Origin of the sequence: Delftia sp. ASV31 (genome assembly GCF_016428765.1) — a bacterium.
In the GTDB taxonomy this organism is placed as follows: domain Bacteria; phylum Pseudomonadota; class Gammaproteobacteria; order Burkholderiales; family Burkholderiaceae_C; genus Comamonas; species Comamonas acidovorans.
In genome coordinates this window covers 26,531-50,782 of the sequence record NZ_JAELTK010000043.1, presented here as the reverse complement: position 1 = coordinate 50,782, position 24,252 = coordinate 26,531, and the positions used below count along the sequence as shown (strand labels likewise).

The 24,252-nt window shown below is 69.6% G+C and carries 24 protein-coding genes and 1 pseudogene; 8 read left to right on the top strand and 17 right to left on the bottom strand.

Going from position 1 to position 24,252, the window contains the following annotated elements; genetic code table 11:
• Together JHD82_RS16495 and JHD82_RS16490 are read right to left on the bottom strand one after the other, a co-directional pair.
• Positions 1 to 613, bottom strand: a pseudogene (locus tag JHD82_RS16495) (VRR-NUC domain-containing protein); the annotation flags it as partial.
• A gap of 109 nt (positions 614 to 722) precedes the next feature.
• Positions 723 to 1,535 carry an SDR family NAD(P)-dependent oxidoreductase gene (locus JHD82_RS16490; RefSeq protein ID WP_199137542.1) on the bottom strand — a complete coding sequence of 271 codons (813 nt, stop codon included), beginning with the start codon at positions 1,533 to 1,535 and terminating at the stop codon, positions 723 to 725.
• A gap of 150 nt (positions 1,536 to 1,685) precedes the next feature.
• On the opposite strand from JHD82_RS16490, the gene JHD82_RS16485 reads away from it, so the two are divergent.
• Both JHD82_RS16485 and JHD82_RS16480 read left to right on the top strand, forming a co-directional pair.
• Positions 1,686 to 1,889, top strand: a complete 204-nt coding sequence (locus JHD82_RS16485; RefSeq protein ID WP_012207613.1) for a type II toxin-antitoxin system VapB family antitoxin — start codon at positions 1,686 to 1,688, stop codon at positions 1,887 to 1,889.
• The gene (locus JHD82_RS16480) at positions 1,886 to 2,266 is read left to right on the top strand and encodes a type II toxin-antitoxin system VapC family toxin (protein ID WP_199137540.1); all 381 of its coding nucleotides are present in this window, start codon (positions 1,886 to 1,888) and stop codon (positions 2,264 to 2,266) included. The genes JHD82_RS16485 and JHD82_RS16480 overlap by 4 nt, the downstream gene beginning before the upstream one ends.
• A gap of 49 nt (positions 2,267 to 2,315) precedes the next feature.
• Here the strand turns inward: JHD82_RS16480 and JHD82_RS16475 are convergent, their stop codons facing one another.
• From JHD82_RS16475 to JHD82_RS16465, 3 genes are read right to left on the bottom strand one after another with little or no spacing between them, the layout of a single operon-like run.
• Entirely contained in the window at positions 2,316 to 4,193 is a 1,878-nt protein-coding gene (locus tag JHD82_RS16475) for a CocE/NonD family hydrolase (protein ID WP_199137532.1), read from the bottom strand.
• Between the two features lie 11 nt (positions 4,194 to 4,204).
• The gene (locus tag JHD82_RS16470) at positions 4,205 to 5,182 is read right to left on the bottom strand and encodes a tripartite tricarboxylate transporter substrate binding protein (protein ID WP_097204947.1); all 978 of its coding nucleotides are present in this window, start codon (positions 5,180 to 5,182) and stop codon (positions 4,205 to 4,207) included.
• Between the two features lie 36 nt (positions 5,183 to 5,218).
• Positions 5,219 to 6,235 carry a porin gene (locus tag JHD82_RS16465; RefSeq protein ID WP_012207617.1) on the bottom strand — a complete coding sequence of 339 codons (1,017 nt, stop codon included), beginning with the start codon at positions 6,233 to 6,235 and terminating at the stop codon, positions 5,219 to 5,221.
• Positions 6,236 to 6,400: 165 nt separating this feature from the next.
• Here JHD82_RS16465 and JHD82_RS16460 point away from each other — a divergent pair, with 165 nt between their 5' ends.
• Positions 6,401 to 7,327 carry a LysR family transcriptional regulator gene (locus JHD82_RS16460; RefSeq protein WP_199137525.1) on the top strand — a complete coding sequence of 309 codons (927 nt, stop codon included), beginning with the start codon at positions 6,401 to 6,403 and terminating at the stop codon, positions 7,325 to 7,327.
• A gap of 21 nt (positions 7,328 to 7,348) precedes the next feature.
• On the opposite strand, the gene JHD82_RS16455 is transcribed toward JHD82_RS16460, so the two are convergent.
• The 7 genes from JHD82_RS16455 to JHD82_RS16425 form a co-directional block, all read right to left on the bottom strand.
• The gene (locus JHD82_RS16455) at positions 7,349 to 8,101 is read right to left on the bottom strand and encodes an ABC transporter permease (protein WP_170962118.1); all 753 of its coding nucleotides are present in this window, start codon (positions 8,099 to 8,101) and stop codon (positions 7,349 to 7,351) included.
• Positions 8,098 to 9,339: an ABC transporter substrate-binding protein gene (locus JHD82_RS16450; protein ID WP_016448371.1), complete on the bottom strand. Its 1,242-nt coding sequence runs from the start codon at positions 9,337 to 9,339 to the stop codon at positions 8,098 to 8,100. The genes JHD82_RS16455 and JHD82_RS16450 overlap by 4 nt, the downstream gene beginning before the upstream one ends.
• A gap of 81 nt (positions 9,340 to 9,420) precedes the next feature.
• Entirely contained in the window at positions 9,421 to 10,236 is an 816-nt protein-coding gene (locus JHD82_RS16445; RefSeq protein WP_199137523.1) for an ABC transporter ATP-binding protein, read from the bottom strand.
• Positions 10,233 to 11,321, bottom strand: coding sequence for an acyl-CoA dehydrogenase family protein (locus tag JHD82_RS16440; protein WP_199137521.1), 1,089 nt, complete (start codon positions 11,319 to 11,321; stop codon positions 10,233 to 10,235). The genes JHD82_RS16445 and JHD82_RS16440 overlap by 4 nt, the downstream gene beginning before the upstream one ends.
• Positions 11,311 to 11,895: a carboxymuconolactone decarboxylase family protein gene (locus JHD82_RS16435; protein ID WP_199137519.1), complete on the bottom strand. Its 585-nt coding sequence runs from the start codon at positions 11,893 to 11,895 to the stop codon at positions 11,311 to 11,313. Before JHD82_RS16435 ends, JHD82_RS16440 begins: the two co-directional genes overlap by 11 nt.
• Before the next feature lie 130 nt (positions 11,896 to 12,025).
• Entirely contained in the window at positions 12,026 to 12,967 is a 942-nt protein-coding gene (locus tag JHD82_RS16430) for an AraC family transcriptional regulator (RefSeq protein WP_199137517.1), read from the bottom strand.
• A gap of 154 nt (positions 12,968 to 13,121) precedes the next feature.
• Positions 13,122 to 13,895 (bottom strand): helix-turn-helix domain-containing protein, encoded by a 774-nt coding sequence (locus JHD82_RS16425; protein ID WP_199137515.1) that lies wholly within the window; start codon positions 13,893 to 13,895, stop codon positions 13,122 to 13,124.
• Between the two features lie 179 nt (positions 13,896 to 14,074).
• Between JHD82_RS16425 and JHD82_RS16420 the strand changes: the two genes are divergently transcribed.
• On the top strand, positions 14,075 to 15,343 hold the full coding sequence (locus JHD82_RS16420; protein WP_199137513.1) for an MFS transporter: 1,269 nt from the start codon (positions 14,075 to 14,077) through the stop codon (positions 15,341 to 15,343).
• Between the two features lie 9 nt (positions 15,344 to 15,352).
• On the opposite strand, the gene JHD82_RS16415 is transcribed toward JHD82_RS16420, so the two are convergent.
• On the bottom strand, positions 15,353 to 16,384 hold the full coding sequence (locus JHD82_RS16415) for a tripartite tricarboxylate transporter substrate binding protein (RefSeq protein ID WP_199137511.1): 1,032 nt from the start codon (positions 16,382 to 16,384) through the stop codon (positions 15,353 to 15,355).
• Positions 16,385 to 16,578: 194 nt separating this feature from the next.
• On the opposite strand from JHD82_RS16415, the gene JHD82_RS16410 reads away from it, so the two are divergent.
• Together JHD82_RS16410 and JHD82_RS16405 are read left to right on the top strand one after the other, a co-directional pair.
• Positions 16,579 to 18,351 (top strand): IlvD/Edd family dehydratase, encoded by a 1,773-nt coding sequence (locus JHD82_RS16410; protein WP_199137509.1) that lies wholly within the window; start codon positions 16,579 to 16,581, stop codon positions 18,349 to 18,351.
• Positions 18,352 to 18,441: 90 nt separating this feature from the next.
• Complete coding sequence (locus JHD82_RS16405; RefSeq protein ID WP_043821684.1) at positions 18,442 to 19,134, top strand: GntR family transcriptional regulator; 693 nt, start codon at positions 18,442 to 18,444, stop codon at positions 19,132 to 19,134.
• A gap of 34 nt (positions 19,135 to 19,168) precedes the next feature.
• On the opposite strand, the gene JHD82_RS16400 is transcribed toward JHD82_RS16405, so the two are convergent.
• Positions 19,169 to 20,002 (bottom strand): helix-turn-helix domain-containing protein, encoded by an 834-nt coding sequence (locus JHD82_RS16400; RefSeq protein WP_013800526.1) that lies wholly within the window; start codon positions 20,000 to 20,002, stop codon positions 19,169 to 19,171.
• 70 nt (positions 20,003 to 20,072) lie between these two features.
• On the opposite strand from JHD82_RS16400, the gene JHD82_RS16395 reads away from it, so the two are divergent.
• Both JHD82_RS16395 and JHD82_RS16390 read left to right on the top strand, forming a co-directional pair.
• Positions 20,073 to 20,735 (top strand): MSMEG_1061 family FMN-dependent PPOX-type flavoprotein, encoded by a 663-nt coding sequence (locus JHD82_RS16395; RefSeq protein ID WP_199137507.1) that lies wholly within the window; start codon positions 20,073 to 20,075, stop codon positions 20,733 to 20,735.
• Between the two features lie 28 nt (positions 20,736 to 20,763).
• Positions 20,764 to 21,030 (top strand): hypothetical protein, encoded by a 267-nt coding sequence (locus JHD82_RS16390; RefSeq protein WP_233174764.1) that lies wholly within the window; start codon positions 20,764 to 20,766, stop codon positions 21,028 to 21,030.
• On the opposite strand, the gene JHD82_RS16385 is transcribed toward JHD82_RS16390, so the two are convergent.
• The 3 genes from JHD82_RS16385 to JHD82_RS16375 form a co-directional block, all read right to left on the bottom strand.
• Positions 20,972 to 21,484: an MgtC/SapB family protein gene (locus tag JHD82_RS16385; protein ID WP_012207634.1), complete on the bottom strand. Its 513-nt coding sequence runs from the start codon at positions 21,482 to 21,484 to the stop codon at positions 20,972 to 20,974. The genes JHD82_RS16390 and JHD82_RS16385 overlap by 59 nt on opposite strands.
• Before the next feature lie 115 nt (positions 21,485 to 21,599).
• Positions 21,600 to 23,057 carry a chloride channel protein gene (locus JHD82_RS16380; RefSeq protein ID WP_199137505.1) on the bottom strand — a complete coding sequence of 486 codons (1,458 nt, stop codon included), beginning with the start codon at positions 23,055 to 23,057 and terminating at the stop codon, positions 21,600 to 21,602.
• A 232-nt stretch (positions 23,058 to 23,289) separates the two neighbouring features.
• Positions 23,290 to 24,228 carry a LysR substrate-binding domain-containing protein gene (locus JHD82_RS16375; RefSeq protein WP_199137503.1) on the bottom strand — a complete coding sequence of 313 codons (939 nt, stop codon included), beginning with the start codon at positions 24,226 to 24,228 and terminating at the stop codon, positions 23,290 to 23,292.
• Positions 24,229 to 24,252: the final 24 nt, after the last annotated feature.

The following is a 24,252-nucleotide window of genomic DNA, read 5'->3' as shown; positions in this document are numbered from 1 at the left end:
GCGACTGGAAGGCCCGCGACGCCGCATCGAAGGCCACGGCCTCGTAGCGGAACACGCCCAGGTCGGCCAGCACGAATTCCGACCAGTCCTGGTAGAGGTTGCCGAAGAACATCAGCCGAAAGCGCTCGCACAGCGCGCCCACCATCACACGCCAGGCGGATTCGCCGGCTGCGACACCCTGGGGCTGCCACTGCGCATAGGGCCTGGGCGCCTCATGCAGGGGCTGCAGGGCCTGCAAAAGCTCGGCCTTGCGCAGGCCTGAGTGAACGGGTGCGCCTGCGAACAGCTGCAGCAGCTCGGGCTTGGTGTGCAGCGCAAACAGCTCCTCCAGCGCCATGGGGTGGCCCGCGTCCAGCCAGCCAAGATCCAGCAGGGGTGCGGCCGCGTCAGCAATGGCGGGAATCTCTTCGTACACCAGCTTGCCAGCCCGAAACCACGGCCCGCGCCGCATCAGCAAACGCACCATCAGCGCCTGCGAGGGCTGGGGCAGCTGCGTGAAACGGGTGAGGAATGCCTGCTCGGGCGCGTCCAGCAGATCGCCGTAACGCTGGCCAATCCAGTCCAGCGCGCGCTGGAAGTTGTGCAGGTAGTAGAAGCGGTGGGGAGGGAGCATGGGCCTGGCAGATCGGGCAGCCAGGCCGCTCGAAAACTGTATCTTTATACAGTCATCATATCAAACCCGGTAGTGCTCACTTCGCGCAACGGACTTGCCCCGGGCAGGCTCATCCGGCCAGGAAGCCGCCATCGGTCGCCAGGCAGTGCCCGACCACAAAGGCCGCCTCGTCCGACATCAGCCAGACGACGGCCGTGGCCACCTCCTGCGGATGGCCCATGCGGCGCAGCGGCAGGCCCGCCGCCACGGCATGCATGTCGGCAATGCCCGAGCCCAGCATCATGTCCGTGACCACGCGGCCAGGGGCAACGGCATTGATGCGGATGCCGCGCGGCGCGTACTCCATGGCGGCGGCGCGGGTCAGCGACAGGGCCGCCGCCTTGGAGGCGCCGTACAGCGACAGGCCCGGGTTGGGATTGCGTATGCCGCTGACGCTGGTGTTGTTCACGATGGTGCCGCCGCCCGCCGCCAGCATGGCCGCCAGTTCATGGCGCATGGCGTGGAAGACCGCACGCACATTCGTGTCGAAGACCTGGGAGAAGACCGCGTCATCCTGCTCGGCCAGCGCGGCGCGCCGCTCCTGGAAGCCCGCATTGTTGAAGGCCGCGTCCAGCCGCCCGAAGCGCGCAACGGCCTGCTCCACCACCGCCGCCATGTCCTCCTGCCGCGTTGCATCGCAGGCCAGGAAAAGGCCGTCCGAACCTCGCTGCCGGATTTCCTGCTCCAGCTGCAGGCCCAGCTCACGGCGGCGCCCCGTGACCACCACGGCGGCGGCGCCCTCCTCGGCCATGCGCAAGGCGGTGGCCCGGCCTATGCCGCTGGTGGCGCCCACTACCAGGCAGACACGCCCCCGGAGCCGCCCCGATGGTGCAAGGGCTGGCAGGGGACCGGCCAGTTCCAACTGACGCTGCTGCATGTCCATGGCGATGTTCCTTCGCAATTTGGTTGCATGGTACAACCAATAGACTAAAAACACCATGCAGGCAAAGCCGGTGCCATCCCGCGCGGCTCACTTGCAGGGATGCTCCATTGGATGCAAACTTGCTTCAACATTGATGCAATGAGGTCCACCATGAGAACCACGGTCACCATCGACGACGCCTTGTACGAGGAAGCGCTGGAGCTGGCGGAGCCAGAAATGGACAAGGCCGACCTGTTTCGCGAAGCCGTCAAGACTTTCGTGAGAGTGCAGGCGGCCAAGCGTCTGGCCGCGCTGGGAGGCAGCGCACCGGACATGCGGGAGATTCCCCGTCGCCCACAGGGCATCGAGCCATGAATCCCGTTCTGGTCGATACCTCGGTCTGGATCGATCACTTCAGGCAGGGCAATCCTCACCTGGTGCAGTTGCTGCAGCAAGACATGGCGCTCATGCACCCCCTGGTGCTGGGCGAACTGGCCTGCGGCACGCCACCGGCACGCGCACGCACGCTCGCAGACCTTCAACGGCTCAAGCCTGCCCGGCAGGCCAGCATGCGCGAAGTGATGGCCTTGATAGAGCGCGAGCAGCTCTTTGGTCTGGGCTGCGGCCTGGTGGACATGACGCTCCTGGCCTCGGCACTCATGTCTTCAGGCGCCAGCCTGTGGTCGCTGGACAAGCGCCTGCACGCGCTGGCCCAGCGGTTTGGCATTGCCTACCGTCCCACAGGCCAGTAGGGCCAGTAGGGCCGATAGCTTCGATAGCGCCGCTAGTGCCTAGTGCCGATCAGACGGCCCTGTCCACCAGCTTTCCCACCACCGGCAACACCACGCGCGACACATGCGCCCCGCCCAGGTGCAGGCTGTTGACCGCCACCTGCATGGGTCCTGCACTGCCCTCGGGCGCGCCGGTGTTGGGGTTCACGTCGAAGCGCGGGAAGTTGCTGCTGGAGATGTCCAGGCGGATGCGGTGGCCCTTGCGGAACAGGTTGGAGGTGGGCATGGGCTCGATGGTGATGGCCACCACCTCGCCGGGCGTCATCAGCTCGGGCTGCTCCCATGAGTTGCGGTAGCGGCAGCGCAGGATGCCGTCGGTGATGTTCATCGCATAGCCCTGCGGATGGTCGGCGCTGGGCGGGTACTGGTCGATGAGCTTGGCGGTGAAGTCCGTGTCGGGCGCGGACGAGGACACCTGCAGCTCGATGGTGATGGTGCCCGTGACCTCCAGGTCTTGCTGCAGCGGCTCGGTCTGGAACACCAGCACGTCGCCACGCTCGGACAGCGGGCCGTAGGGCGGGCGGGCGGCGAAGGTGCTCTCGTGCGTGACCTGGTCGTAGGCGCCTGCGAACATCAGCGGCTCGCCCGAGGTGATGGAGCCGCCCAGGGTGGGCACGGGGCAGGCCGGGTCGAAGCGGTAGCTGCGCACGCCCGGCTGCGGCGCGGGCTCGCGGGCCAGCCTGCCGTCGGCGTGCAGGTGCCAGGCCGTGGGCTGCGTGCCGGGCACGGGCCAGTGGTCGGCGCTGCGCCAGGCCCCGCCGTGGTCCAGCCGGCCCTGGGCCGTGCGCGCGCCCGATCCGCCGCCCATGCGGAAGTAGCGCACGGCGGCTTGCTGGCGCGCGGGCATGGGCCGGCCCTTGAGCCAGTGGTCGAACCAGGCCAGGCGCATGGCCACGTAGTCGTCGGCCAGTGCGCCGTCGAGCACGGCATCGGGCCCGAAATCCACATCGCCCGCATGCGGGACGCTGCGCTCGCCATGGGTCCAGGGGCCCAGCACCATGCGGACCCGGCCATCGCCGCGCGACAGGCCCAGGTAGTTGTCCGTGGTGGTCTGCGCATACGGGTCCCACCAGCCGCACATCAGCATCACGGCCAGGCCGTCGAAGGCGCCGTAGTGGCCGGCGGCGTACAGCTCGGGCTGGCGCCAGTAGTCGTCAAAGCTGCCGCGCTCCCACTGGCTGAACAGGTAGTCCTCGTACTCGGGCGCCCACTGCAGCGGCGAGTCGCCGCGCGACCAGGGCAGGCGCAGGCACCACCGGCCGATGTCGGCCTGCTCCAGCGCCTGGCGCGCTGCGGGCTCCAGGTGGTTGCTGCCGCTGCGCGCATTGCGCAGGGCCCAGACGGCCTGCTTCAGCTCGAAGGCACCGCCATGGCGTATGCCGCCCCGGTAGGCATTCGCAAAGCCGCCGCATTCCAGGAACATGGCCTTGAGGCCCGGCGGCCTTTGCGTGGCCAGCGCAGTCTGCGTGTGTGCGGCGTAGGACAGGCCGTAGGTGCCCACGCTGCCGTTGCACCAGGGCTGCTCCATGATCCATTGCAGGGTGTCGGCGCCATCGTGGGCCTCGCCCAGGTATTTGGTGAACTGGCCTTCGGAGCCGAAGCGGCCCCGGCAGTCCTGCACGACCACGGCATAGCCTTCGCGCGCAAAGCGGGCCGCCACCTCGCCCCGGCGCATGGGAAGGGGGTTGGCCGCGCTGCGCTCGCGGCGCGTTTCCTCGTTCTTGCCGTAGGGCGTGCGCTCCAGCAGCACGGGCAGCGGGCCGGGTTCGTGGGGGCCGAGGTTCTCGGGCAGATACAGGTCGGTGGCCAGGCGCACGCCATCGCGCATGGGCACGACGAGGCTGTGGCGGACCACGCCGCCTAGGTGGGTGATTGATGTGTTGCTCATGCTGCTGGCGCTCAGTCGAGCTTGAGGTTGCGTTCCTTGACCAGCTTGGCCCAGCGCGCCGTGTCTTCCTGCATGAAGCGCGCCAGCTCCTGGGGCGTGGTGGGCGCGGGCTCGGCGCCCTGCGCCTCCAGAGACTTGGCCACTTCACGGTCCTGCAGCGAGCGCACCAGCGCGGCATTGACCTTGGCCACCACCGCAGGCGGCGTGCCGGTGGGCGCGAACAGCGCATACCAGATGTCGTATTCGAAGTCCTTGACGCCCGCCTCGGCCATGGTGGGCACCTGCGGCAGGGCGCGCGAGCGCGTGGCGCTGGCCACGGCCAGCGGCGTGAGCTTGCCGGCCTTGATCTGCAGCACCACGCTGGGCACGGCATTGATGCCCAGCTGCACATGGCCGCCCACCAGTTCGTTGACGGCGGGCGCGCCGCCCTTGTAGGGAATCTGCAGCATGCGCGTGCCCGTGGCAGCCTGGAACATTTCCATGGACAGATGGCCTGGCGTGCCGTTGCCGCTGGAGCTGTAGTTCAGCGCGCCGGGGTTCTTGCGCGCCAGCGCCACCAGCTCCTGCACGGTGCTCACATTGAGGCTGGGGTGCGTGGTGAGGATGGGCACGTTGATCAGCACCCGCCCCACGGGCACGAAGTCGCGCGAGGGGTTGTAGGACAGCTTGCTGGACAGCAGCGGCGCCGTCACCATGCCCGAGCCCGCACCCAGCAGCAGGGTGTAGCCATCGGCCGGCGCGGAAGACACCAGCTGGAAGCCATGCACGCCGGGGCGGTTGTCGATGACCACGGGCTGGCGCCACAGCTCGGACATCTTGCGGGCCACCACGCGCATGGCGGCATCGGCCGCGGCACCGGCGGGGAACGGCACGACGATGCGCACGGGCTTTTCCGGGAATTCGGCCGCATGGCCGGGCAAGGGCGCCAGGCCCAGCGCAAGGCCCAATGCCAGGAAAGCCAAGGACAGGAAGCGTTGGAAGTGGGTCATGGGAATCTCCATTCTTGATGCGGGTGTGCAGGACGGTCAGAAGTCGTGGCGCACGCCCGCGCCGATGGCGCGCACGGCCACGTTGGGGCGGCTGGAGTCCACGCCGTCGTGGTCCACGAAGGCCTGCAGTTCGGTGCGCTTGGACAGCGCATAGGTATAGGCCAGCTGCTGGCGCCTGCGCTTGCCGGTCAGCGAGGTCTGCACGTCGCGCTGCATCAGGTTGAGCACCACGGCGTGTGCGCCATGGCGCAGCCGCGTACCAAGCATCCAGTAGTCCACGTCGGCGCGCGAGACGCCGGGCTTGTGGTTGAAGCGGTCACGGCCCAGCAGCACATAGGGCTCGATGGCACCAAAGCTGTAGCGCAGGCCCATCTGCCATTTGCTGTCGAACTCGTTGGCCAGCAGGCCACCGGCGCGCGTGTCCTTGGCGTAGCCCAGACCGGCCGTCCACGGGCCTGCGGCGTAGCTCAGGCCCAGGTCCAGCGATCTGGCGTCGTCCTCCAGCCCTGGGGCCTTGGCATCGCCGCGCAGGTAGTAGCGCGCACGGAACACCGTGCCGCCCCACGACGGGCTTTGGTAGCCCAGCGAATTGGAGGTGCGGTTGCGCGCATTGAGCATGGAGGTGCCTATGGCCGTGGCCCCGGCGTCATTGGCCGCGAACGAGGTGATGCCCGTGACCTGCGAGTACAGCGGCGAGCCCGTGGGATTGGCCGAATCCAGCCGGCCCAGGGCCACCGTGCCCAGGCTGCCGCGCAGTGCCACGTAGCTGTTGCGAAAGGCCGGCGTGGTCAGCGAGCCCGTGTCCGCATCCAGCCCCATCTCCATGCCGAACAGCGCCTGCAGGCCGCCGCCCAGCTCCTCCTTGCCGCGAAAGCCCAGGCGCGAGGCGTTGTCGCGCTCTTCCATGGTGGAGCCGGCATTGCCGGTCTTGAGGTGGTTCACGGTCAGCCGGATCTGGCCGTAGACCTGCATGTCCTGCGCATGCGCAATCGGGTGGCCCAGGGCCGCGATGGACAGGCTGCAGACGGCGGCAATGCTTGGCAGGGCCTTCATGGAATCTTGCTCCTTGTGTTGTGCGTGTTCTGACGCCGCCGATTCTCAGGAGCCCCCGCATCCACCACAACGGTATGACGGACGCGTATTACCCTATGCGATTCGTGATGCGCCGTGCGCGCCCCCGGCCACGCTGCCATCATGCAAGCACCGCCTGTACAACCCATGAATTTCAAGCAACTCGAAGCCTTCCAGGCCATCATGCTCAGCGGCTCCACCACGGGTGCGGCCGAGCGCCTGGGGCTGTCCCAGCCCGGCATCAGCCGCCTGCTGGCCCAGCTGGAGCAGGACCTGGGCCTGCGGCTTTTCATCCGCGAAAAAGGCCGCCTGGCGCCCACGCAGGAGGCCGAGGCCCTGCTGCACGACGCCCAGGTGCTCATGGATTCGGCCCAGTGCTTTCGCCGCCATGCCGAGCAGTTGCGGCTGGGCGGATTCAAGCGCCGGCTGCTCAAGGTGGCCGTGCCCGGCACCCTGGCCACCTCGCTGATGCCGGCCATTGCGCACCAGTTCATGCAGGCGCATCCCGACGTGGTGCTGGAAGTGCTGTCGGGCTCCTATACCGAGACCGAGCGGGCCCTGCTGAGCCGCGACGCCGACATCGGCCTGGTGCGCCTGCCCATGACCATGCCCGGCCTGCGCACGCGGGCCTGCCTGGAGTCCGAGGCCGTCTGCATCATGCCCAAAGGCCATGCGCTGCAGGCGCTGGACGAGGTGACGCCGTCAGATCTGGTGGACGCCCCGCTGATCCTGCTGGGCCGCCAGCGCGAGATCCGCCAGGAGATAGACATGGCCTTTCGCCATGCGCGCGTGCAGCCGCGCGTGGCCGTGGAGGTGCATTCCGTGGGCGAGGCCTGCGCCCATGTGGCGCAGGGCCTGGGCGTGTCCATGGTCAACGGCCTGCTGGCCAGCTACTGCCAGCCCGGCGCCCTGTCCAGCCGCCCGTTCAGGCCGCGCATCCGCTACCAGCTGGCCATTGCCTCGCTGGAGGCGGCGGCGCCGTCGCCCCTGCAGGACACGCTGATCGCCCTGCTGGTCCAGGCCATCGTGGCCACCGGGCATGCCGCCCCGGTGGACGACATGCCGAAGGCCTGATGCCCCGGTGATGCCGGCCGCTCAGTGCATCCAGCGCTGGTGCAGCCACCGCGCCGCATGGTCCAGCGCATAGCCCAGGGCGCCGATCAGCACCACGGCGGCCATCAGCTCCGAATACGCCAGGCGGTCGCGCGTGTCGAGGATGAAGTAGCCCAGGCCGGCCGATACGCCCAGCATTTCTGCGGGCACCAGCACGATCCAGATGATGCCGATGGCCAGGCGCACGCCCGTGAGGATCTGGGCCGTGATGCCGGGCAGCACCACGCGCAGAACAGTCTCGGTGCGCGTGGCCGACAGGCTGCGCGCCAGCAGCAGCCAGTTGCGGTCCAGCTGGGCCACGCCGGCCGCCGTGCTCAGCAGGATGGGCCAGACGGCGGCGAAGGCCAGCAGGAAGTACACGGGCGCGTCGCCCACGCCCAGCACCATCACGGCAATGGGCATCCACGACAGCGGCGAGATCATGCGCAGGAACTGGAACACGGGCGAGAACGCCTGCGAGAATCCGCGCGACAGGCCCACCAGCACGCCCAGCGGCACGCCGACCACGAAGGCCAGCAGCAGGCCCACGGCCACGCGCTGCAGGCTCAGCAGGGTGTGCATCCAGATGTCGGCGCCCGTCAGCAGCTGGCCCAGCGCCTGCAGCGAAGGCCAGGGCGCGAAGGCCGCAGCCACGGGCGTGCTGCGCGCCAGCAGCGCGCCGCCCACCCACCACAGGGCCAGGACCAGGGCCGCGCCCAGCAGCGGCAATCCAATACGTCGCAACACCTGGCTCACACCACGATGGTTTCGCGGCGCGAGAAATCGGCCGGAATGCCGAAGACCTGCGGGCCGCCCACGGCCTGGATGGCCTTGCGCACGAAGCGGTCGTCCACCAGGTCGGTGGCCGCGAACCTGGGCTCCAGCTTGTCGAGGAAGCGCGTGTCTCCCTCGACCTTGGTGGCCTTGATGGCGCGCACCAGCTGCTCGGTGTACGAGGGATAGGGATAGGGCTGGAAGTCGATGCGCCGCTGGTGCCAGCCCTTGTTGACGACCACGCCGCTGGCCTCGTAGCTGGCGTAGTCGGTGGCGGCCAGCACCTTGGACAGCGTCTGCTGCGGATGCGGCGTGTAGCGGCGCTCGCCCGTGCTCGACAGCAGGCGCGCGGCAGCCAGGCGGTTGTCGCGCGTCCACAACTGGGCCTTGACCACGGCATTGGTCACGCGCTGCGCCCATTCGGGCTTGTCGGCGATATCGCGCTCGGCCAGGAAGGTGACGCAGCAGGCGTGGTCCTTCCAGACATCGCCCGAGAAGCGCAGCATCTTGCCCACGCCCGCGATCTCGGCGGCGGCATTGAAGGGCTCGGCCACGATGAAGCCCGCAATCGACTTGCCTGCCAGGGCCGAGACCATTTCGGCCGGTGCCAGCACGACGAGGTTGACCTCGTTGGCCGCAATGGCGCCGCCGCGCGCGCGGGTCACGGCCGTGAGGCCGGCCTTGCGCAGCACGTCCTGCAGCAGGATGTTGTGGATGGAGTACCAGAACGGGATCGCCACGGTCTTGCCGCCCAGGTCCTGTACCTTCTGGATCTCGGGCAGCACGGTCAGGCCCGAGCCGTTGACGTGGTTCCAGGCCACGATCTTGGCGGGGAACTTGGCGCCGTAGCGCACCCACAGCGTGGAGGGCGTGAGCAGGTGGATGACGTTGACCTGGCCCGAGACGAAGGCCTCGACGATCTGGGCCCAGGAGCGGAACAGGCGCGGCGCCTCGGCCTTGAGGCCTTCGGCCTCGAACAGGCCGTTGCCGTGGGCCACCAGCAGCGGCGTGGCGTCGGTGATGGGCAGGTAGCCGATCTTCACGGGCTGGTCATCGCCCTTGAAGGCCTGGGCGCGCGCATCGCCTGCGGCCAGCAGCGGCGCGGCCACCGAGGCCGTGGCCAGTGCGCCCAGGCGCAGCATGTCGCGCCGCGTGAGGCCGCAGCCGCAGTCCGACGAGGCGCAGATGTGGGTGTAGGAAGGGTGGTCCTGGAAGCTCATGCGAAAGACCTTTCAGAAGAGCATGGTTGAAGTCGAAGAAATGGCGGATCTGCAGGCGGATCGGCAGGCAGGCGAGCCGGATCAGGCCTGGGCCGCATGGCGCACGCCGTGCAGGGCCGAGAGGATGTCCAGCCGCAGCGCGGTCACGGCGGCGGCCTGGTCCTCGCGCGGGCGCGCTATGTCCACGCGCCATTCGCGCACGATGTGGCCGGGCCGCCCGCCCATCAGCAGGATGCGGTCGCCCACGAGGATGGCCTCGTCGATGTCATGCGTGACCAGCAGCGCGGCCGTGTGCCAGCGGTGGACCACGTCCACCATCAGCTCCTGCATCTCGGCGCGCGTGATGGCGTCCAGGGCCGAGAACGGCTCGTCGGCCAGCAGCAGCTGCGGCTCGCGGGCCAGGGCGCGCGCCAGGGCCACGCGCTGGGCCATGCCGCCCGACAGCTGCGAGGGGTAGAGCGCGCCGCTGCCGCCCAGGCCCACGGCCTGCAGCGCCTGCTCCACGCGCTGGCGGCGGGCCCCGGCCTCCAGCTTCGGCTGGCGCTCGAAGTCCAGGCCGAAGCCCACGTTGCGCCGCGCGTCCAGCCAGGGCAGCAGGCTGGGCTGCTGGAACACGAAGCCCGCGCGCGGGTGCGGCGCGGTCAGCGGCTGGCCAAGGAACTGGAGTTCGCCCCGGCTCCAGGCGCCGCCGTCCGGTGATTCGAGGCCGCCGAGCACGCGCAGCAGCGAGGACTTGCCGCAGCCGCTGCCGCCGAGCAGGCAGACGATTTCGCGCGGGGCAATGCTCAGGGAGATGTCCTCGAACACGGCCTTGCCGGGCGCATAGCCAAAGCCCGCGCCGCGTGCCTGCAGCACGGGCGCGGGAGCGTCAGGGGAGAAAGCTTCCGTCTGGGTCATGAACTGGTGGTTGCCAGGGCCGCGCCAGCCAGCGCGCCCTGTAGCTGCGTGACGCTGGGCGTCACGATGGGGATGAAGGCCGCCTCGCGCCAACGGCGCGCAAATCCCAGCGGCTGGTCGCGATGATAAGCGCGCCCGCCGCTGGCGTGCAGCTCCAGCTGCAGGGACTGCTGCACGATGTCGTTCAATTCCAGGCGCAGGCGGAACAGGGCTTGAGGTCGGTCAAGAAAACGCCCGTCGGACAGGCCCGCATGCAGCGTGGCCGTGGCCAGTTCCAGCGCGTGGCGCTGCTGCTGCAGCGGGCCTCCCAGCACATCGCGCCCGGCGCCGGCACGGGCCGAGGCCGCCGCCAGCGAGGCGCGCGCCAGCCCGATGCAAAGCCCCAGCTGCAGGCCCATGAAGGCGGGCCGCACGCGCGGCAGGAAATGGTTGGCGTCGGCATGGATCACATCGGCCGGACCGATCTGCAGCCCCTCGATGGACAGCGCCGCCGTATGGCTGCCGCGCAGCGCGATCAGGTCCAGGTCGGCGCTGCGCTGCAGGCCCGCCGCATCGCCGGGCAGCGCGGCCACGAAGGGCCTTGCACCGTCGCTGCGCGAGACGGCAACGGCCACCACGAAGCGACCCGGCGGCACCAGGTTGGTGGCCCAGGGCACGCACCCGCGCAGTGCAAGGCCGTCGGCGCCGACAGTGCCGACGGGCGTGGCCTCGACCTGCAGGGCCTCGATGCCGCCCAGGTACTTCATGGCGTTGGACAGGCCCGTGGCGCCCGCCTGCGTGCCCTGCAGCAGGCCCGGCAGCCAGCGCTGGCGCAGTGCCGCGTTGGGCGACTGCAGCAGGTACTCGACAAAGGCGCGCTGCGCCCAGAACACGAAGCCCGCCGTCAGCGAATGCCCGGCCACGCCGGCAATGGCCTCCAGCGCATCGCCCAGGCTGCCGCCCTGCCCGCCCTCGGCCACGGGCACGCCCAGGCCGAACAGGCCGTGCTGCGCCAGCCGGGGCAGCACCTCGTGCGCATGCGCGGGGCCTTCGTCCAGGGAGTCGGCATGGGCGTCCAGCCACTGCCGCAGCGAATCAACCAGCATGTGCGTTCTCCTGCGGTTGTCGGAACTGTTCGGGCAGATAGGGCTGCAGTTGCGGGTTGACGGGGCTTTGCGCCAGGCTGTTGGCAAAGTTGCACAGCGTGGCCAGGCTGATGCCCAGCACCACCTCCAGCGCCTGCTGCTCGCTCAGGCCGGCCGCATGGAAGGCGGCCAGGGCCTCGTCGGCGACGGCGCCGCGCGTGGCGATCACGGCTTCGGCAAAGCGGCGCACGGCGTCCAGGCGCGGCTGGCCCGTGTCGCGGCCGTCCTGCAGCGCCACCACCTCGGCCTGGGCCAGGCCGGCCTGCTTGAAGGCCAGCTTGGTGTGGCCAGCCACGCAGAAGTCGCAGCCATGGATGCGCGCCGCCGTGATCTGCACCACCTCGCGCTCGGCCAGCGTGAGCTGGGCGCGCGCGTTGATCTGGCCCACGGTCACATAGGTCTCCAGCGCCTGGGGCGAGTTGGCCAGGATGGCGATCAGGTTGGGCAGGAATCCGTTGCCGGCCAGGGCGCGCTCCACGAAGGGGCGGCTGGCTTCAGGGGCGGTTTGCGGGGTGTGCAGGGTCAGGCGTGCCATGGTGCTTTGCAGGAATGAAGGAATGCCTTCATGATCGGCCGCGCCCCCCTTGCCATCAATGCCGCCGCGTCGCGGATTTATGCCCGAACGTGTCAACCCGCAGGCGGATGCGGCGGGCTCGGATGGCGGCTCAGCAGCAGCGTGCCTGCGCGCGCTGCCAGGCGCCGGGCTGCTCGCCCATCACGCGCTTGAAGGCGCGCGAGAAAGCCGCATAGGACTCGTAGCCCACGGCCTCGGCCACCTGGCCTATCGCCTCGCCCTGGGCCAGCCGGCGTGCCGCCAGCTGCATGCGCAGCAGCAGCAGGAATTGCTGGGGCGGCTGGCCGCAGGCCTCGGCAAACTGCCGAAAGAACGTGGCGCGCGACAGGCACACGCGCGCGGCCATGTCGGCCACGCTCCAGTTGCGGGCCGGCTCGCGCAGCAGCTCGGCAACCAGCGGCGCAAAGCCCGGCCGGCGCAGCAGGCTCCAGATGCCGCGCGCCCGCGCATCGCCATGCGCGAGCTGGCGCAGGCCGTAGAAGAACAGCAGGCCCACCAGCCGGTCCATCACGGCCGAGGGCTCGGTGCCCGTGCGCAGCGCCTCGGCGCGCATCAGGTCGAACAGCATGGAGGCGCCGCTCATCGCATGGTCGTCGCCGCGCAGCACCAGGTGGTCGGGGAAGGCATCGACCAGCAGGCCGCGCATGGGGCCCTCGAAGGTGAAGAAGCCGCAGGCCAGCGCCGTCTCTCCGATGCCGGCCTCGCCCGTGACGGGGCGCATGGCCTGCGGGGCGCAGGCCATGTCCGGGTCGGCATAGGGCGAGATGAAATGCGGCACATCGCGCGAGAGGAACACGCCGTCGCGCGGCTGCAGCTCCACCGAGGGCTGGCCCGGCAGGTGCAGCCAGCAGCGCCCGTCCAGGATCAGGTGAAAGCTGGCCCGCGCGCGCCCCGCCGTGGAGGCCCGCCAGCGCCCGCAGTACTGCCCCACATGGAACACGCTGGCGCGCCATTGCAGGCCGTTGAGCAGGCCGTCGATGACGCGATCGACCTGCGCTTCGGCCGCGCTGTCGGGGACTGGGTCGGGTAGCACGGTGGTACAGGCAAGGCAGTGGAGGGAATGCGGCCGGCCAGTATCGCCACGATGCAGGCGCGGGGGAACGAATCTTTGGGCATATGCTTGTGCCGCAATCGATATCTGGATCTGCATCCAAGTCGGCCCGGCCCGACCTTGGTCCGGTCGTGCCTCAGCGCTGGAAGCCCGAAGGCGGCACCCCGAAATGCCTTTTGAACATGGCCGTGAACGCGCTCTGGCTGGCGTAGCCGCAATCGAGGGCGATGTCGATGATGCGCTCGCCCGCCGCAATGCGGCCCAGCGCGAACATCAGCCGCGCCTGCTCGCGCCACTGGGCGAAGGGCATGCCGGTTTCCTTCACGAACAGGCGCTGCAGCGTCTTGGCGCTCACGCCCAGGCGCTGCGCCCAGTGTTCGGCGGTGGCGGTGTCGGCAGGCTCGCGCATCAGGGCCTCGCAGACCTGGCGCAGCCGCGCATCGGTGGACAGGGGCAGGTGCAGGGGCAGCACCTCGGCGGTGCGCAGCTCATCGACCAGCAGGTGCATCAGGCGCTCGTCGCGGCTGCCTTCGGCATAGTCCAGCGGCACGCCGACGGCGGCCACCACCAGCTCGCGCAGCAGGGGCGACACGTTGACCACGCAGGTGCGCGCGGGCAGGTCCGCAAAGGCCGAGGCGTCGATGTAGGCCGTGCGCATCTTCACGTCGCCCGACATGCGCACATCGTGCTCGGCGTCGGCCTCTATCCACAGCCCCCGGTTGGGCGGCACCAGCCAGGAGCCGGAATGCAGCTGCACGGACATCACGCCTTCGATCGCATACAGCAGCTGGCCGCGCGGGTGGGAGTGCCAGCCCGTGCTGGTGCCATGCGCCCAGTTGGCCTCCATGGCGGCCATGGGGCGCCCGGTCTGGTGGTACTTGAGGTATCTGCGCGGCAGTTCTGCGGCCATGGGTCTTCCCATCCTGGAGCTGTGTGTGGTTCTATGCGGCTCTCTGTCCCGATCTCGACAATTGAAGTCAGTATAGAGAGAGACAGACGGGCACCAAACACCTATCTTCGGTCCCACGGCCCATTGACCTTCGTCAACGCCGGACCCTGACCGTTCCGCCCTGCGGGGCCCTTTCCTCCATGACAAGCAACACCACCACTCTTGGCGCCCCGGGCGAGCTGGCCGAGCCTGCAACGCACGCCCATCCGGCGCCCGCCCATCCAGCACCCGGCCATGCCGCGCAGGGCTTTTTGCTGCGCATCGTCGGCGCCGCCGCCTTTGCCCACCTGCTCAACGACCTGATCCAGGCCGTGCTGCCGGCCGTCTATCCCATGCTCAAGACGGAGTTCTCGCTGAGCTTCGCGCAGATCGGCTGGATCTCCCTGGTCTACCAGGTCACGGCCTCGCTGCTGCAGCCCTGGATCGGCCTGTACACCGACAAGCATCCCAAGCCCTACCTGCTGCCGCTGGGCATGGTGGTGACGCTGGTGGGCGTGGGCCTGCTGGCCCTGTCCACCAGCTACCCCATGCTGCTGGCCGCCGCGTCGCTGATCGGCGTGGGCTCGTCCACCTTCCACCCCGAGGCCTCGCGCGTGGCGCGGCTGGCCTCGGGCGGGCACTTCGGCACGGCGCAATCGACCTTCCAGGTGGGCGGCAACACGGGCTCGGCCATCGGCCCGCTGATGGTGGCGGCCATCGTCATTCCGTTTGGCCAGCATGCGATTGCCTGGTTCATGCTGGTGGCGCTGCTGGCCATCTGGGTGCTGCTGCGCATCACGCACTGGCGCCTGCACCATGCGCCGGCCAAGGTGGTGGCGGCCGGCCAGCATGCGCTGACGGCGCTGAACCGCTCGCAGGTCATCCGCGCGGTGACCGTGATATGCGTGCTGATGTTCGCCAAGTTCGTCTACATCGCGGCCTTTGCCAACTACTTCACCTTCTATCTGATCGAGCGCTTTGCCCTGCCCGTGCAGCAGTCGCAGCTGTACCTGTTCGCCTTCCTGGCGGCCGTGGCGGCGGGCACCTTCGCGGGCGGCCCGGTGGGCGACCGCATAGGGCGCAAGGCCGTGATCTGGGTGTCCTTCCTGGGCGTGGCGCCGTTTGCGCTGCTGCTGCCGCATGCCGACCTGTTCTGGACGGCCGTGCTGTCCATCGTCATCGGCCTGGTCATGTCCTCGGCCTTTGCGGCGCTGGTGGTCTACGCCCAGGAGGCCGTGCCCGGCCGCGTGGGCCTGGTCTCGGGGCTGATGTTCGGACTCATGTTCGGCATCGGCGGCCTGGGGGCCGCCGGCATGGGCAACCTGGCCGACACCCACGGCATCGTCTGGGTGTACGGCCTGGTGGCCTACCTGCCGCTGCTGGGGCTGGCAACGGCCTTTCTGCCGGAAACGCGGGCCCGGCGACGCTGAGGCGCAGCCTCAATCCGGCTGTATGCCCGCCTGCCGGATCACGGCGGACCAGCGCGCCACCTCCTCGGCGATCTGGGCTCGCGCCTCGGCAGGCGTGGTGAACGTAGGCATGGCGCCCTGGGCGACCAGGGCGTCCTTCACTTCCTGCTGCCCCATCACCTCCTTGAGCGCGCCGCTGAGCCGGGCGACGATGGGCGCGGGCGTGCCCGCAGGCGCCAGCAGGCCGAACATCGACGTCACCTCGAAGCCCGACAGCCCGGCCTCGGCCGTGGTGGGAATGTCGGCAATGGAGGGCACGCGCTGCGCCGTGGTCACGGCCAGCGCGCGCAGACGCCCGCCCTTGATGAAGCCCTGCGTGGCGGGCAGGGTGTCGAACACCACATCCACCTGGCTGCCCATCAAATCGTTGAGCGCCGGCGTGCTGCCCTTGTAGGGCACGTGCGTCAGCGGCACGCCGGCCTGCCGCTTGAACAGCTCGGCCGCCAGATGCTGGGGCGAGCCATTGCCCGAGGAGCCGTAGTTCAGCCCGCCCGGCCGGCTTTTGGCCAGGGCGATGAACTCGCCCAGGCTGGCCGCCTTCACCGACGGGCCCACGGTCACCACCAGCGGCACGCGCCCCACCACGCCAATGGGCGCAAAGCTCTTGTCCATGGTGAAGCCTGCCGTGGACGCCATGAGCACGCTGTTGATGGAATGGCTGGTCAGCGCGCCCAGCAGCAGGGTGTAGCCATCCGGCTTTTCCTTGGCCACGGCGGCGGCGCCCAGGTTGCCGGCCGCGCCCGCCCGGTTCTCCACCACCACCGGCTGGCCCAGCGCCAGCGAGAGCCTTTGCCCCACCACGCGCCCGATCACGTCGGTGGCGCCGCCGGGCGTGTAGGGAACGACCAGCTTGATGGGCCGGGCCGGATACCCGGCGTTGGAAGCGGCGTCGGCTGCGGCGCTGGCTGCGGTAGGCAACGCCAGGCCTGCGCCCAGGGTCAGCAGTGCGGCGCCCAGCAGGGCGCGCCGGTTGGGCGGATGAGATCGGTGTGCGGCGGTCATGGATGTCTCCTTGTCTTGTGTCGGAAAAACATGTCCGGCACGCAGACCGGACACGGTCGCATGGTTGGTCAATTAGATTATTAATAATATAGGTGATAACGCCGATGATAATTTGAGGGAAGCGCCGCTATCCTGCCGTCAACGCAAGGCAGCGCCTGCCTTCGCTCCCCACTCCAGACCCACGGACCGCCGCCATGACCGACCCCAAGACGCCCTCCCCGGCCCACGACATCACTCCCGCCGACGCCGAAAGCGGCATATCGAAGGGCCTGACCAACTACGGCGACCGCGGCTTTTCGCTGTTCCTGCGCAAGGCCTTCATCAAGGGCGCGGGCTATACGGACTCGGCGCTGCAGCGCCCCGTCATCGGCATTGCCAACACGGGCAGCAGCTACAACCCCTGCCACGGCAACGCGCCCCAGCTGATCGAGGCCGTCAAGCGCGGCGTCATGCTGGCGGGCGGCCTGCCCATGGACTTCCCCACCATTTCGGTGCACGAAAGCTTCTCGGCGCCGACCAGCATGTACCTGCGCAACCTCATGTCCATGGACACCGAGGAGATGATCCGCGCCCAGCCCATGGATGCCGTCGTGCTCATCGGCGGCTGCGACAAGACGGTGCCGGCCCAGTTGATGGGCGCGGCCTCGGCCGGCATCCCGGCCATCCAGCTGATCACCGGGTCGATGCTCACCGGCTCGCACCGCAGCGAGCGCGTGGGCGCCTGCACGGACTGCCGCCGCTACTGGGGCAAGTTCCGCGCCGAGGAGATCGACGCCGAAGAGATCGCCGACGTGAACAACCAGCTGGTGGCCAGCGTGGGCACCTGCTCGGTCATGGGCACGGCCAGCACCATGGCCTGCATTGCCGAGGCGCTGGGCATGACCGTGCCCGGCGGCGCCTCGCCCCCCGCCGTCACGGCCGACCGCATCCGCATCGCCGAGCAGACCGGCACCGAGGCCGTGCGCATGGCGCGCGAGCGCCTGACCATCGACAAAATCCTCACGCCCGCCGCCTTCGAAAACGCCATGCGCGTGCTGCTGGCCATCGGCGGCTCCACCAACGGCATCGTGCACCTGGCCGCCATTGCGGGGCGCATGGGCTATGACATCGACCTCAAGGCCCTGGACCGCATGGGCCGCGACACGCCCGTGCTGCTGGACCTCAAGCCCTCGGGCGATCACTACATGGAAGACTTCCACCACGCGGGCGGCATGGCCACGCTGCTGCGCGAGCTCAAGCCCCTGCTGAACCTGGACGCCCTCACCGTCACCGGCCGCACGCTGGGCGAAGAGATCGAACGCGCCGGCCCCGGCTTTGCGCAGGACGTGGTGCGCCCGCGCTCCAACCCCATCTACCCGCAGGGCGGCATCGCCGTGCTGCAGGGCAACCTGGCGCCGGGCGGCGCCATCATCAAGCAGTCGGCCGCCCATCCCCGGCTCATGGAGCACGAAGGCCGCGCCGTGGTCTTCGAGAACGCGGCCGACCTGGCCCACCGCATCGACAGCGACGATCTGGACGTGACGGCCGACGACATCCTCGTGCTCAAGAACATTGGCCCCAAGGGTGCGCCCGGCATGCCCGAGGCGGGCTACATCCCCATCCCGCGCAAGCTGGCCCGCGCGGGAGTCAAGGACATCGTGCGCATCTCCGACGGGCGCATGAGCGGCACGGCTTTCGGCACCATCGTGCTGCACGTCACGCCGGAGTCGGCCGTGGGCGGGCCGCTGGCCCATGTGCACAACGGCGACCGCATCACGCTGTCGGTGGCGCGGCGCGAGCTCACGCTGCAGGTCAGCGACGAGGAACTGGCCCGCCGCGCCCGGCTACACCCGGTGACCGAGCCCACGGCCGAACGCGGCTACCGCAAGCTCTTTCTCACCACCGTGAACCAGGCCGACCAGGGCGTGGACTTCGACTTCCTGCGCTGCGCCACCGAACGCGGCACCATTCCCGGCCCGCGCGAATAGTCCATGGCAGGCAGCGCGGCACGCCCGCCATGCCCAGTGAGGGCCATCAGTTCGGACAAAATGGCGTTTTTGTCCCAACCGCCTGTCTTGATGGTCGCTGCCGCCTCACTGCCGATTTCCCTGGATGCCGAACCCGCCCCCGCAGCCGACGCCCTGGGCGCCATGGTGGCCGCGCTGGAAGAGGACGTGGTCTTCGGCCGGCTGCACCCGCGCGAGCGCCTGGTCGAAGACGACCTCATGGCCCGCTTCGACGTCAAGCGCCACATCGCCCGCGAGGCCCTGGCCGCGCTGGACCGCATGGGCCTCATCGAGCGCCGCAAGAACGTGGGCGCCCTGGTGCGCTCGTTCTCCACCCAGGAAGTGCAGGAGCTGTACGAGCTGCGCGGCATGCTGGAAGTCGAGGCTGCCCGCAAGATCCCCCTGCCCGTGCCGGCCGAGAGGCTCGAACGCCTGACCTCCATCCAGCAGCAGCACGACGCCGCCGTGGCCGAAGGAAACGCGCGCCTGGTGTTCCGCATCAACCTGGCCTTTCACCAGGAACTGTTTGCGCTGGCGGGCAACGACACGCTGCACAAGGCCATCACCGAATACGCGCGCCAGACCCACCCCATCCGCTTCGCCTCCCTGGTCTCGGCCGACTACCGCGAGCGCGCACGCCAGGAACACTGGCAAATGATCGAAGCCCTGCGCGCCCAGGACCGCGACGCCCTGGTGCGCCTGTGCGCCGAGCACCTGCTGCCCTCGCGCGATGCGTATCTGAATGCGCAGTTGCAGCGGTTGTAGGCGAAGCCGTTAGCCACAAGGGCACCGCAGCCCCTCAGTCCCGCGCAGCCCCCAGCCTCCCCCGGTACGCCGCAGGCGTCTCCCCGAACGTGCGCCGGAACAGCCCGATGAAGGCGCTGGCCGTGGCGTAGCCCAGGTCCAGCGCGATGTTCGTTACCGGCGCGCCGGCGGCCAGCATCTCCAGCGAACGCATCAGCCGCGCGCGCTGGCGCCAGGCGGTGAAGCTGAAGCCGGTTTCCGAGACAAAGCGCCGGCTCAGCGTGCGCGAGCTGACCGCTGCCCAGCGCGCCCAGGCCTCCAGGTCGCGGGCGTCGGCCGGGTCGGCGATCAGCGCGCGGGCGATGCGCTGCAGGCGCGGGTCTGCGGGCAGGGGCAGGCCCAGGGGCTCCACGGGCAGGGTGCGGATCTCGTCCAGGATCACCGCCATCACATGGGCGCGGGCCTGGTCCGCCGAAGGGCCTGGTTGCACGGGCTGCGTTGTGGGCACGCCTTGCTGCCATCCCCAGCCGGCGGCGCGCAGCACGGCCTCGCGCAGCAGGCCCGAGGTGCGGATGGCGCAGGGCCGCTGCGGCAGGTCGGCGCAGGCCGGCTCCGCCACATAGACGCTCCAGCCGTGGAAGGGACCATGGGAGCGGCCCGAATGCAGCTGGTGCGGCGGCAGCCACACGGCATGGATGGCGGGCACCACCCAGACCGCGTCTTCCACGCCCACCGACAGCAGCCCGCGCAGCGAGCCGAACAGCTGGCCGCGCGCGTGGCGGTGCGGCTCGGAGGCCAGTTCCTCGTCCTGGTTGCCCACGGCCGCGATCAGCACGGGGCCATCGGCACGGTTCACATGGCTGACCAGTTCAAGAATGGCATCGGGCATGGCGTCTTTGAGCTATTTGTTGGCTGATCCAGTCTACAGCCGCCAACGCCTTTGTTCTTACGCTTGTGCCATGCACACAGACAACACCGCCCTTGCAGAGCCGCCAGGCCAGGCCATCGACCTGGACTCGCTCTACGCCGCCCCGGCAGAAAGAATCCAGAAGGCCGTGCGCGACCGCCTGTCCGACTTCCACGAGGCCTATCTGCGCCAGGCCAGCTTCTTTTGCCTGGCCACGGCCGGCGAACGCGGCCTGGACGCCTCGCCGCGCGGCGGGCCGCCCGGCTTTGTGCAGGTGCTGGACGAGCGCACCGTGGCCTTTGCCGACTGGCCCGGCAACAACCGCATCGAATCCCTGCGCAACCTGCAGGCCGATGACCGCCTGGCCCTGCTCTTCCTGTTCCCGGGGCTGGACATCTTCCTGCGCATCAACGGGCGCGGCCGCATCTCCACCGACCCCCATCTGCTGCAGGAGCTGAGCGAAGGCCGGGGCACGCCCAAGACCGCCACCGTGGTCCTGGTCGACGAGGTGCTGCTGCACTGCGGCAAGGCCATCCACCGCTCCGGCCTGTGGAACCCGTCAAGCCAGCTGGACCGCTCCGCCCTGCCCACCGTGGGCCAGATGATGGCCGCCCTCACGCAGTTGGCCGACGCCACGGCGCCCGCCATGGATGCCGCCCAACAGGAACAGGCCAACGCCCACTACGCCCATGCGGTCAGGCACGACCTGTACTGATGCCCTGCTTTTTCCCAGGAACCATGACATGCTGATCGATATCTCCCGCTTTCCCCTGGTCTACCTGCGCGAACCCGAAGCGCAGGCACCTGCAGACGCAGGCAGCGGCAATGACGCATCGGCCGAAGCCCGGATCGAATCCCTGCTCGACCAGGGCCGGCACTTTGTGCTGCTCACCGACCACCTGCCCGGCGACCACCCCGAGGAAAGCCACGAAGAACGCAAGCAGCGCGCCCTCAAGTCTCGCGCGGCTTCGTATCCGGCTCCGCGTCAGCCTGCGGGGGCGGCGCACTGACCACATGCGGCAGCATCACGAGGATGACGATGGCCAGCAGCGTGGCCAGCAGCGCGATGGCCTCGCGCCCCAGGCCGCAGGCCACGCCGATGGCGGCCGTCATCCAGATGCCGGCGGCCGTGGTCAGGCCCTGCACCTGTTCCTCGGAGTGGCGCTTGATGATGGCGCCCGCGCCCAGGAAGCCCACGCCGGCCACCACGCCCTGGATCACGCGGCTCATGTCGGCAATGCCCATGCCGCCGCGCTCGGGCACCAGCACGAACAGCGCCGCGCCCATGGCCACCAGCATGTGGGTGCGCAGGCCGGCGGCCTTGCCCTTGTGTTCTCGCTCGTAGCCGACGATGCCGCCCAGCAGGGCCGCCAGCAGCAGGCGCACCATGACGCGCGTGACCTCGGCCGCATCGGGCAGGCTGGAGAATTCCTCGGCCAGGGTACTGGTCACTTCCTCCCACATGGCGCGTTCCTTTCCTCGGGTTGTGCGTCAGGACTCAGGAAGCGAGCATGGCGTGGCGTGCAGCGCGCCCAGGCCATCGCCCTTCGCCATTGCCTGTCAGCCAAGCGCGCCCGGCTCAGGCGCCTGCGGGCTTGTCCTGGTCCCTGGGCGGTGCAGCCGGCTCTGCGGTGCTGGCGGGTGCGCTGGCGGGCTCCGGCGCGGCGGCCGGTGCTGGTACGGGCTCAGGTGCTGGCTCAGTTGCAGGTGCTGGCTCGGGAGCAGGAGCAGGCACCAGACTCAGCATGTGCTGGGCCAGCGTCTCGTACAGCGGCCGGGCCAGCATGCGCGAGACCAGGCTGGCCAGCATGGCAGCGGCCATGAGGCTGAGCACCATGGAGTGGCCGTCCACCATCTCCATCACGATGATGAAGGCCGTCAGCGGCGCCTGCGTCACGGCGGCCAGGAAGGCGGCCATGCCCATGGCGATGAGAGCGGGCGCAATGTCTGCGCCCATCAGGCCGGCCACGTTGTGGCCCACGCCCGCGCCAATCGACAGCGAGGGCGCGAAGATCCCTCCCGGCACGCCCACCCAGGCCGACAGCCAGGTGGCGATGAACTTAAGGGTGACGTAGAACGAAGGCACGTCGGCCTGGCCCGCCAGCATGTGCTTGACGGCCTCCGATCCCGCGCCGAAGGTGGCGCCGCCCGTGACCATGCCGATGACGGCGATCACCAGCGCGATCGCCGCCGCGAAGCGGATGGGAAAGCGCGCACGCAGCTGGTTGAGCCGCTCGGGCGTGCGGGTCAGCGAAGCGGCCAGCAGCTTGGCGAAGAGGCCTCCCAGCACGCCGCAGGCCAGGGTCACGCACAGGCCGGGCAGCAGCGCGTCCCAGGTCAGGTGGGGCACCTGGATGCGCCCGAAATAGCTGAGGTTGCCGAAGGCCGACACGCCCATCAGGCCGGCCAGCACGATGGCCGCGATGATCAGGCCGCTGGAGCGCGACTCCAGCTTGCGCGACAGCTCCTCGATGGCGAAGACCACGCCCGCCAGTGGCGCGTTGAAGGCCGCCGCAATGCCGGCCGCGCCGCCGGCCACCAGCAGCGCATGGTGGCTGATGCCCGAATGCGGCCCGAACCAGCGCCGCGCATGGTGCATGACACCGGCGGCCACCTGCACCGAAGGCCCCTCGCGCCCGATCGACAGCCCCGCCGCAAAGCCCGCGCTGGCCAGGACCATCTTGGCGAAGGACAGCCACAGCGACACGAAGCGCCCACGCTGCGCGGGGTCCAGCGCCGGGTCCAGCGTGGCGATCACCTGCGGAATGCCCGATCCCGCCGCGCCCGGCGCCCAGCGCCGCGTGAGCCACACGGCGCCCGCCGTGACGGCAGGCATCCACAGCAGCACGGCCCAGCCGCCCTGCCAGTGGTAGATGCTCTCGAAGAGTTCAAAGCCCGCGTCGGCCATCAGCGTGAAGGCCACCACGCACAGCCCGGCGGCCGCCGCATAGGCCAGCACGATGGTGCGGTCCAGCCAGCGCCTGCCGTCCCGGAATTCCTGGTTCAGGTTGTGGAGGAAGTCGGGTTCTTGCTGCATCGCGTGAAGGGATCGCGTGAAGAAATCGCGTCAAAGGACCGCGAAAGAGGCTGGGCGAAAGCCGTTCATTGTGCCCAAGCTGACCGGCCGCGTATGTCACGGGCGGCAATGCCTACTTCGCCGCTGCGTTGATGGTCCGTGGTTGCGGGTGGGGAGGGATGTTCTTGCGCTGCGCAATGGATCGGCTCCGACGGAGTCAACGCCGCGCATGAACACCTGCCGCACCGCAGTCTCAGGCTGCGGCCGGGTGGATGCCCATGGTGGCGATATCGGCCGCCGCCGTGTCCAGCAGCCAGCGGCGGAACTCGGCAAAGCCGGGCCGGGGCCGCCGGTCGCCGGGCACGCACAGGAAATAGCCGCGCTGCAGCGTGACCGGCAGGTCAAAAGGCACCACGACGGTGCCGGCCCGCAGTTCCTCGCGCACCAGGCAGCGCTGCACCAGGGCCAGGCCCATGTCCGCAATCACGGCCTGGATCAGGATGGACACCTGATCGAACGCCGTGGCGAGGTTGGGCGCCTTGCGGCCGGCGCCGGCCGCGCGCAGCCACTGCGTCCAGTTGCCCGGGGCGGTGGTGTGGTAGAGCAGCGGCTCGGTGGCCAGGTCGCCGGGCTTGCGCCAGGCGCCCTGGGCCAGCCGCTGGGCCATGCGCGCCGGGTGGCAGATGGGCACCATCTCGCGGCCGATGACGTAGTCGCAGCTGCAGTGCGGCCAGTCCTCGGGGTCCAGGCCGGTGAGCACGGCGGCGTCGGGCGTGGGGCCGGTGAAATCCTCGCTCTTGCGGTAGGGCACGAAGTTCACGCGGATGCCGGGGTGCAGCTGCTGGAAGGCGCGCAGGCGCGGAATCAGCCAGGCGCTGGCCAAGGTGGGCACCACCGCCAGGTTCAGCGGCCGGTCGGCCGCGCCCAGGCGCAGGCGGGCGCTGGTTTCCTCGATGGCGGCCAGCGGCTCGCGCACCGCATCCAGCAGTTCCCGGCCCACGGGCGTGAGGTGCAGGGAATGCGCATTGCGTTTGATCAGCGCCAGGCCGTAGTGCTGCTCCAGCCGTGCCACGGCACGGCTGACCGCGCTCTGGGTGACGCACAGCTCGGCCGCCGCGCGCGAAAAACTGCCCAGCCGCGCCGCCGTGGCAAAGGCATGAAGCTCGGACATCGAAGGCGAGTGCAGACGCATGGAATACAGACCCTGAACGGGCAT

What these genes read in the sequence shown, in the direction of transcription:
- JHD82_RS16450 (WP_016448371.1), bottom strand. Translation starts at nt 9,339, where the DNA reads ATGAGCTTCCAGGACCACCCTTCCTACACCCACATCTGCGCCTCGTCG.
- JHD82_RS16480 (WP_199137540.1), top strand. Translation starts at nt 1,886, where the DNA reads ATGAATCCCGTTCTGGTCGATACCTCGGTCTGGATCGATCACTTCAGG.
- JHD82_RS16425 (WP_199137515.1), bottom strand. Translation starts at nt 13,895, where the DNA reads ATGGCCGCAGAACTGCCGCGCAGATACCTCAAGTACCACCAGACCGGG.
- JHD82_RS16445 (WP_199137523.1), bottom strand. Translation starts at nt 10,236, where the DNA reads ATGACCCAGACGGAAGCTTTCTCCCCTGACGCTCCCGCGCCCGTGCTG.
- JHD82_RS16390 (WP_233174764.1), top strand. Translation starts at nt 20,764, where the DNA reads ATGCTGATCGATATCTCCCGCTTTCCCCTGGTCTACCTGCGCGAACCC.
- JHD82_RS16465 (WP_012207617.1), bottom strand. Translation starts at nt 6,235, where the DNA reads ATGAAGGCCCTGCCAAGCATTGCCGCCGTCTGCAGCCTGTCCATCGCG.
- JHD82_RS16380 (WP_199137505.1), bottom strand. Translation starts at nt 23,057, where the DNA reads ATGCAGCAAGAACCCGACTTCCTCCACAACCTGAACCAGGAATTCCGG.
- JHD82_RS16485 (WP_012207613.1), top strand. Translation starts at nt 1,686, where the DNA reads ATGAGAACCACGGTCACCATCGACGACGCCTTGTACGAGGAAGCGCTG.
- JHD82_RS16415 (WP_199137511.1), bottom strand. Translation starts at nt 16,384, where the DNA reads ATGACCGCCGCACACCGATCTCATCCGCCCAACCGGCGCGCCCTGCTG.
- JHD82_RS16405 (WP_043821684.1), top strand. Translation starts at nt 18,442, where the DNA reads ATGGTCGCTGCCGCCTCACTGCCGATTTCCCTGGATGCCGAACCCGCC.
- JHD82_RS16400 (WP_013800526.1), bottom strand. Translation starts at nt 20,002, where the DNA reads ATGCCCGATGCCATTCTTGAACTGGTCAGCCATGTGAACCGTGCCGAT.
- JHD82_RS16460 (WP_199137525.1), top strand. Translation starts at nt 6,401, where the DNA reads ATGAATTTCAAGCAACTCGAAGCCTTCCAGGCCATCATGCTCAGCGGC.
- JHD82_RS16420 (WP_199137513.1), top strand. Translation starts at nt 14,075, where the DNA reads ATGACAAGCAACACCACCACTCTTGGCGCCCCGGGCGAGCTGGCCGAG.
- JHD82_RS16490 (WP_199137542.1), bottom strand. Translation starts at nt 1,535, where the DNA reads ATGGACATGCAGCAGCGTCAGTTGGAACTGGCCGGTCCCCTGCCAGCC.
- JHD82_RS16375 (WP_199137503.1), bottom strand. Translation starts at nt 24,228, where the DNA reads ATGCGTCTGCACTCGCCTTCGATGTCCGAGCTTCATGCCTTTGCCACG.
- JHD82_RS16435 (WP_199137519.1), bottom strand. Translation starts at nt 11,895, where the DNA reads ATGGCACGCCTGACCCTGCACACCCCGCAAACCGCCCCTGAAGCCAGC.
- JHD82_RS16470 (WP_097204947.1), bottom strand. Translation starts at nt 5,182, where the DNA reads ATGACCCACTTCCAACGCTTCCTGTCCTTGGCTTTCCTGGCATTGGGC.
- JHD82_RS16395 (WP_199137507.1), top strand. Translation starts at nt 20,073, where the DNA reads ATGCACACAGACAACACCGCCCTTGCAGAGCCGCCAGGCCAGGCCATC.
- JHD82_RS16385 (WP_012207634.1), bottom strand. Translation starts at nt 21,484, where the DNA reads ATGTGGGAGGAAGTGACCAGTACCCTGGCCGAGGAATTCTCCAGCCTG.
- JHD82_RS16410 (WP_199137509.1), top strand. Translation starts at nt 16,579, where the DNA reads ATGACCGACCCCAAGACGCCCTCCCCGGCCCACGACATCACTCCCGCC.
- JHD82_RS16475 (WP_199137532.1), bottom strand. Translation starts at nt 4,193, where the DNA reads ATGAGCAACACATCAATCACCCACCTAGGCGGCGTGGTCCGCCACAGC.
- JHD82_RS16440 (WP_199137521.1), bottom strand. Translation starts at nt 11,321, where the DNA reads ATGCTGGTTGATTCGCTGCGGCAGTGGCTGGACGCCCATGCCGACTCC.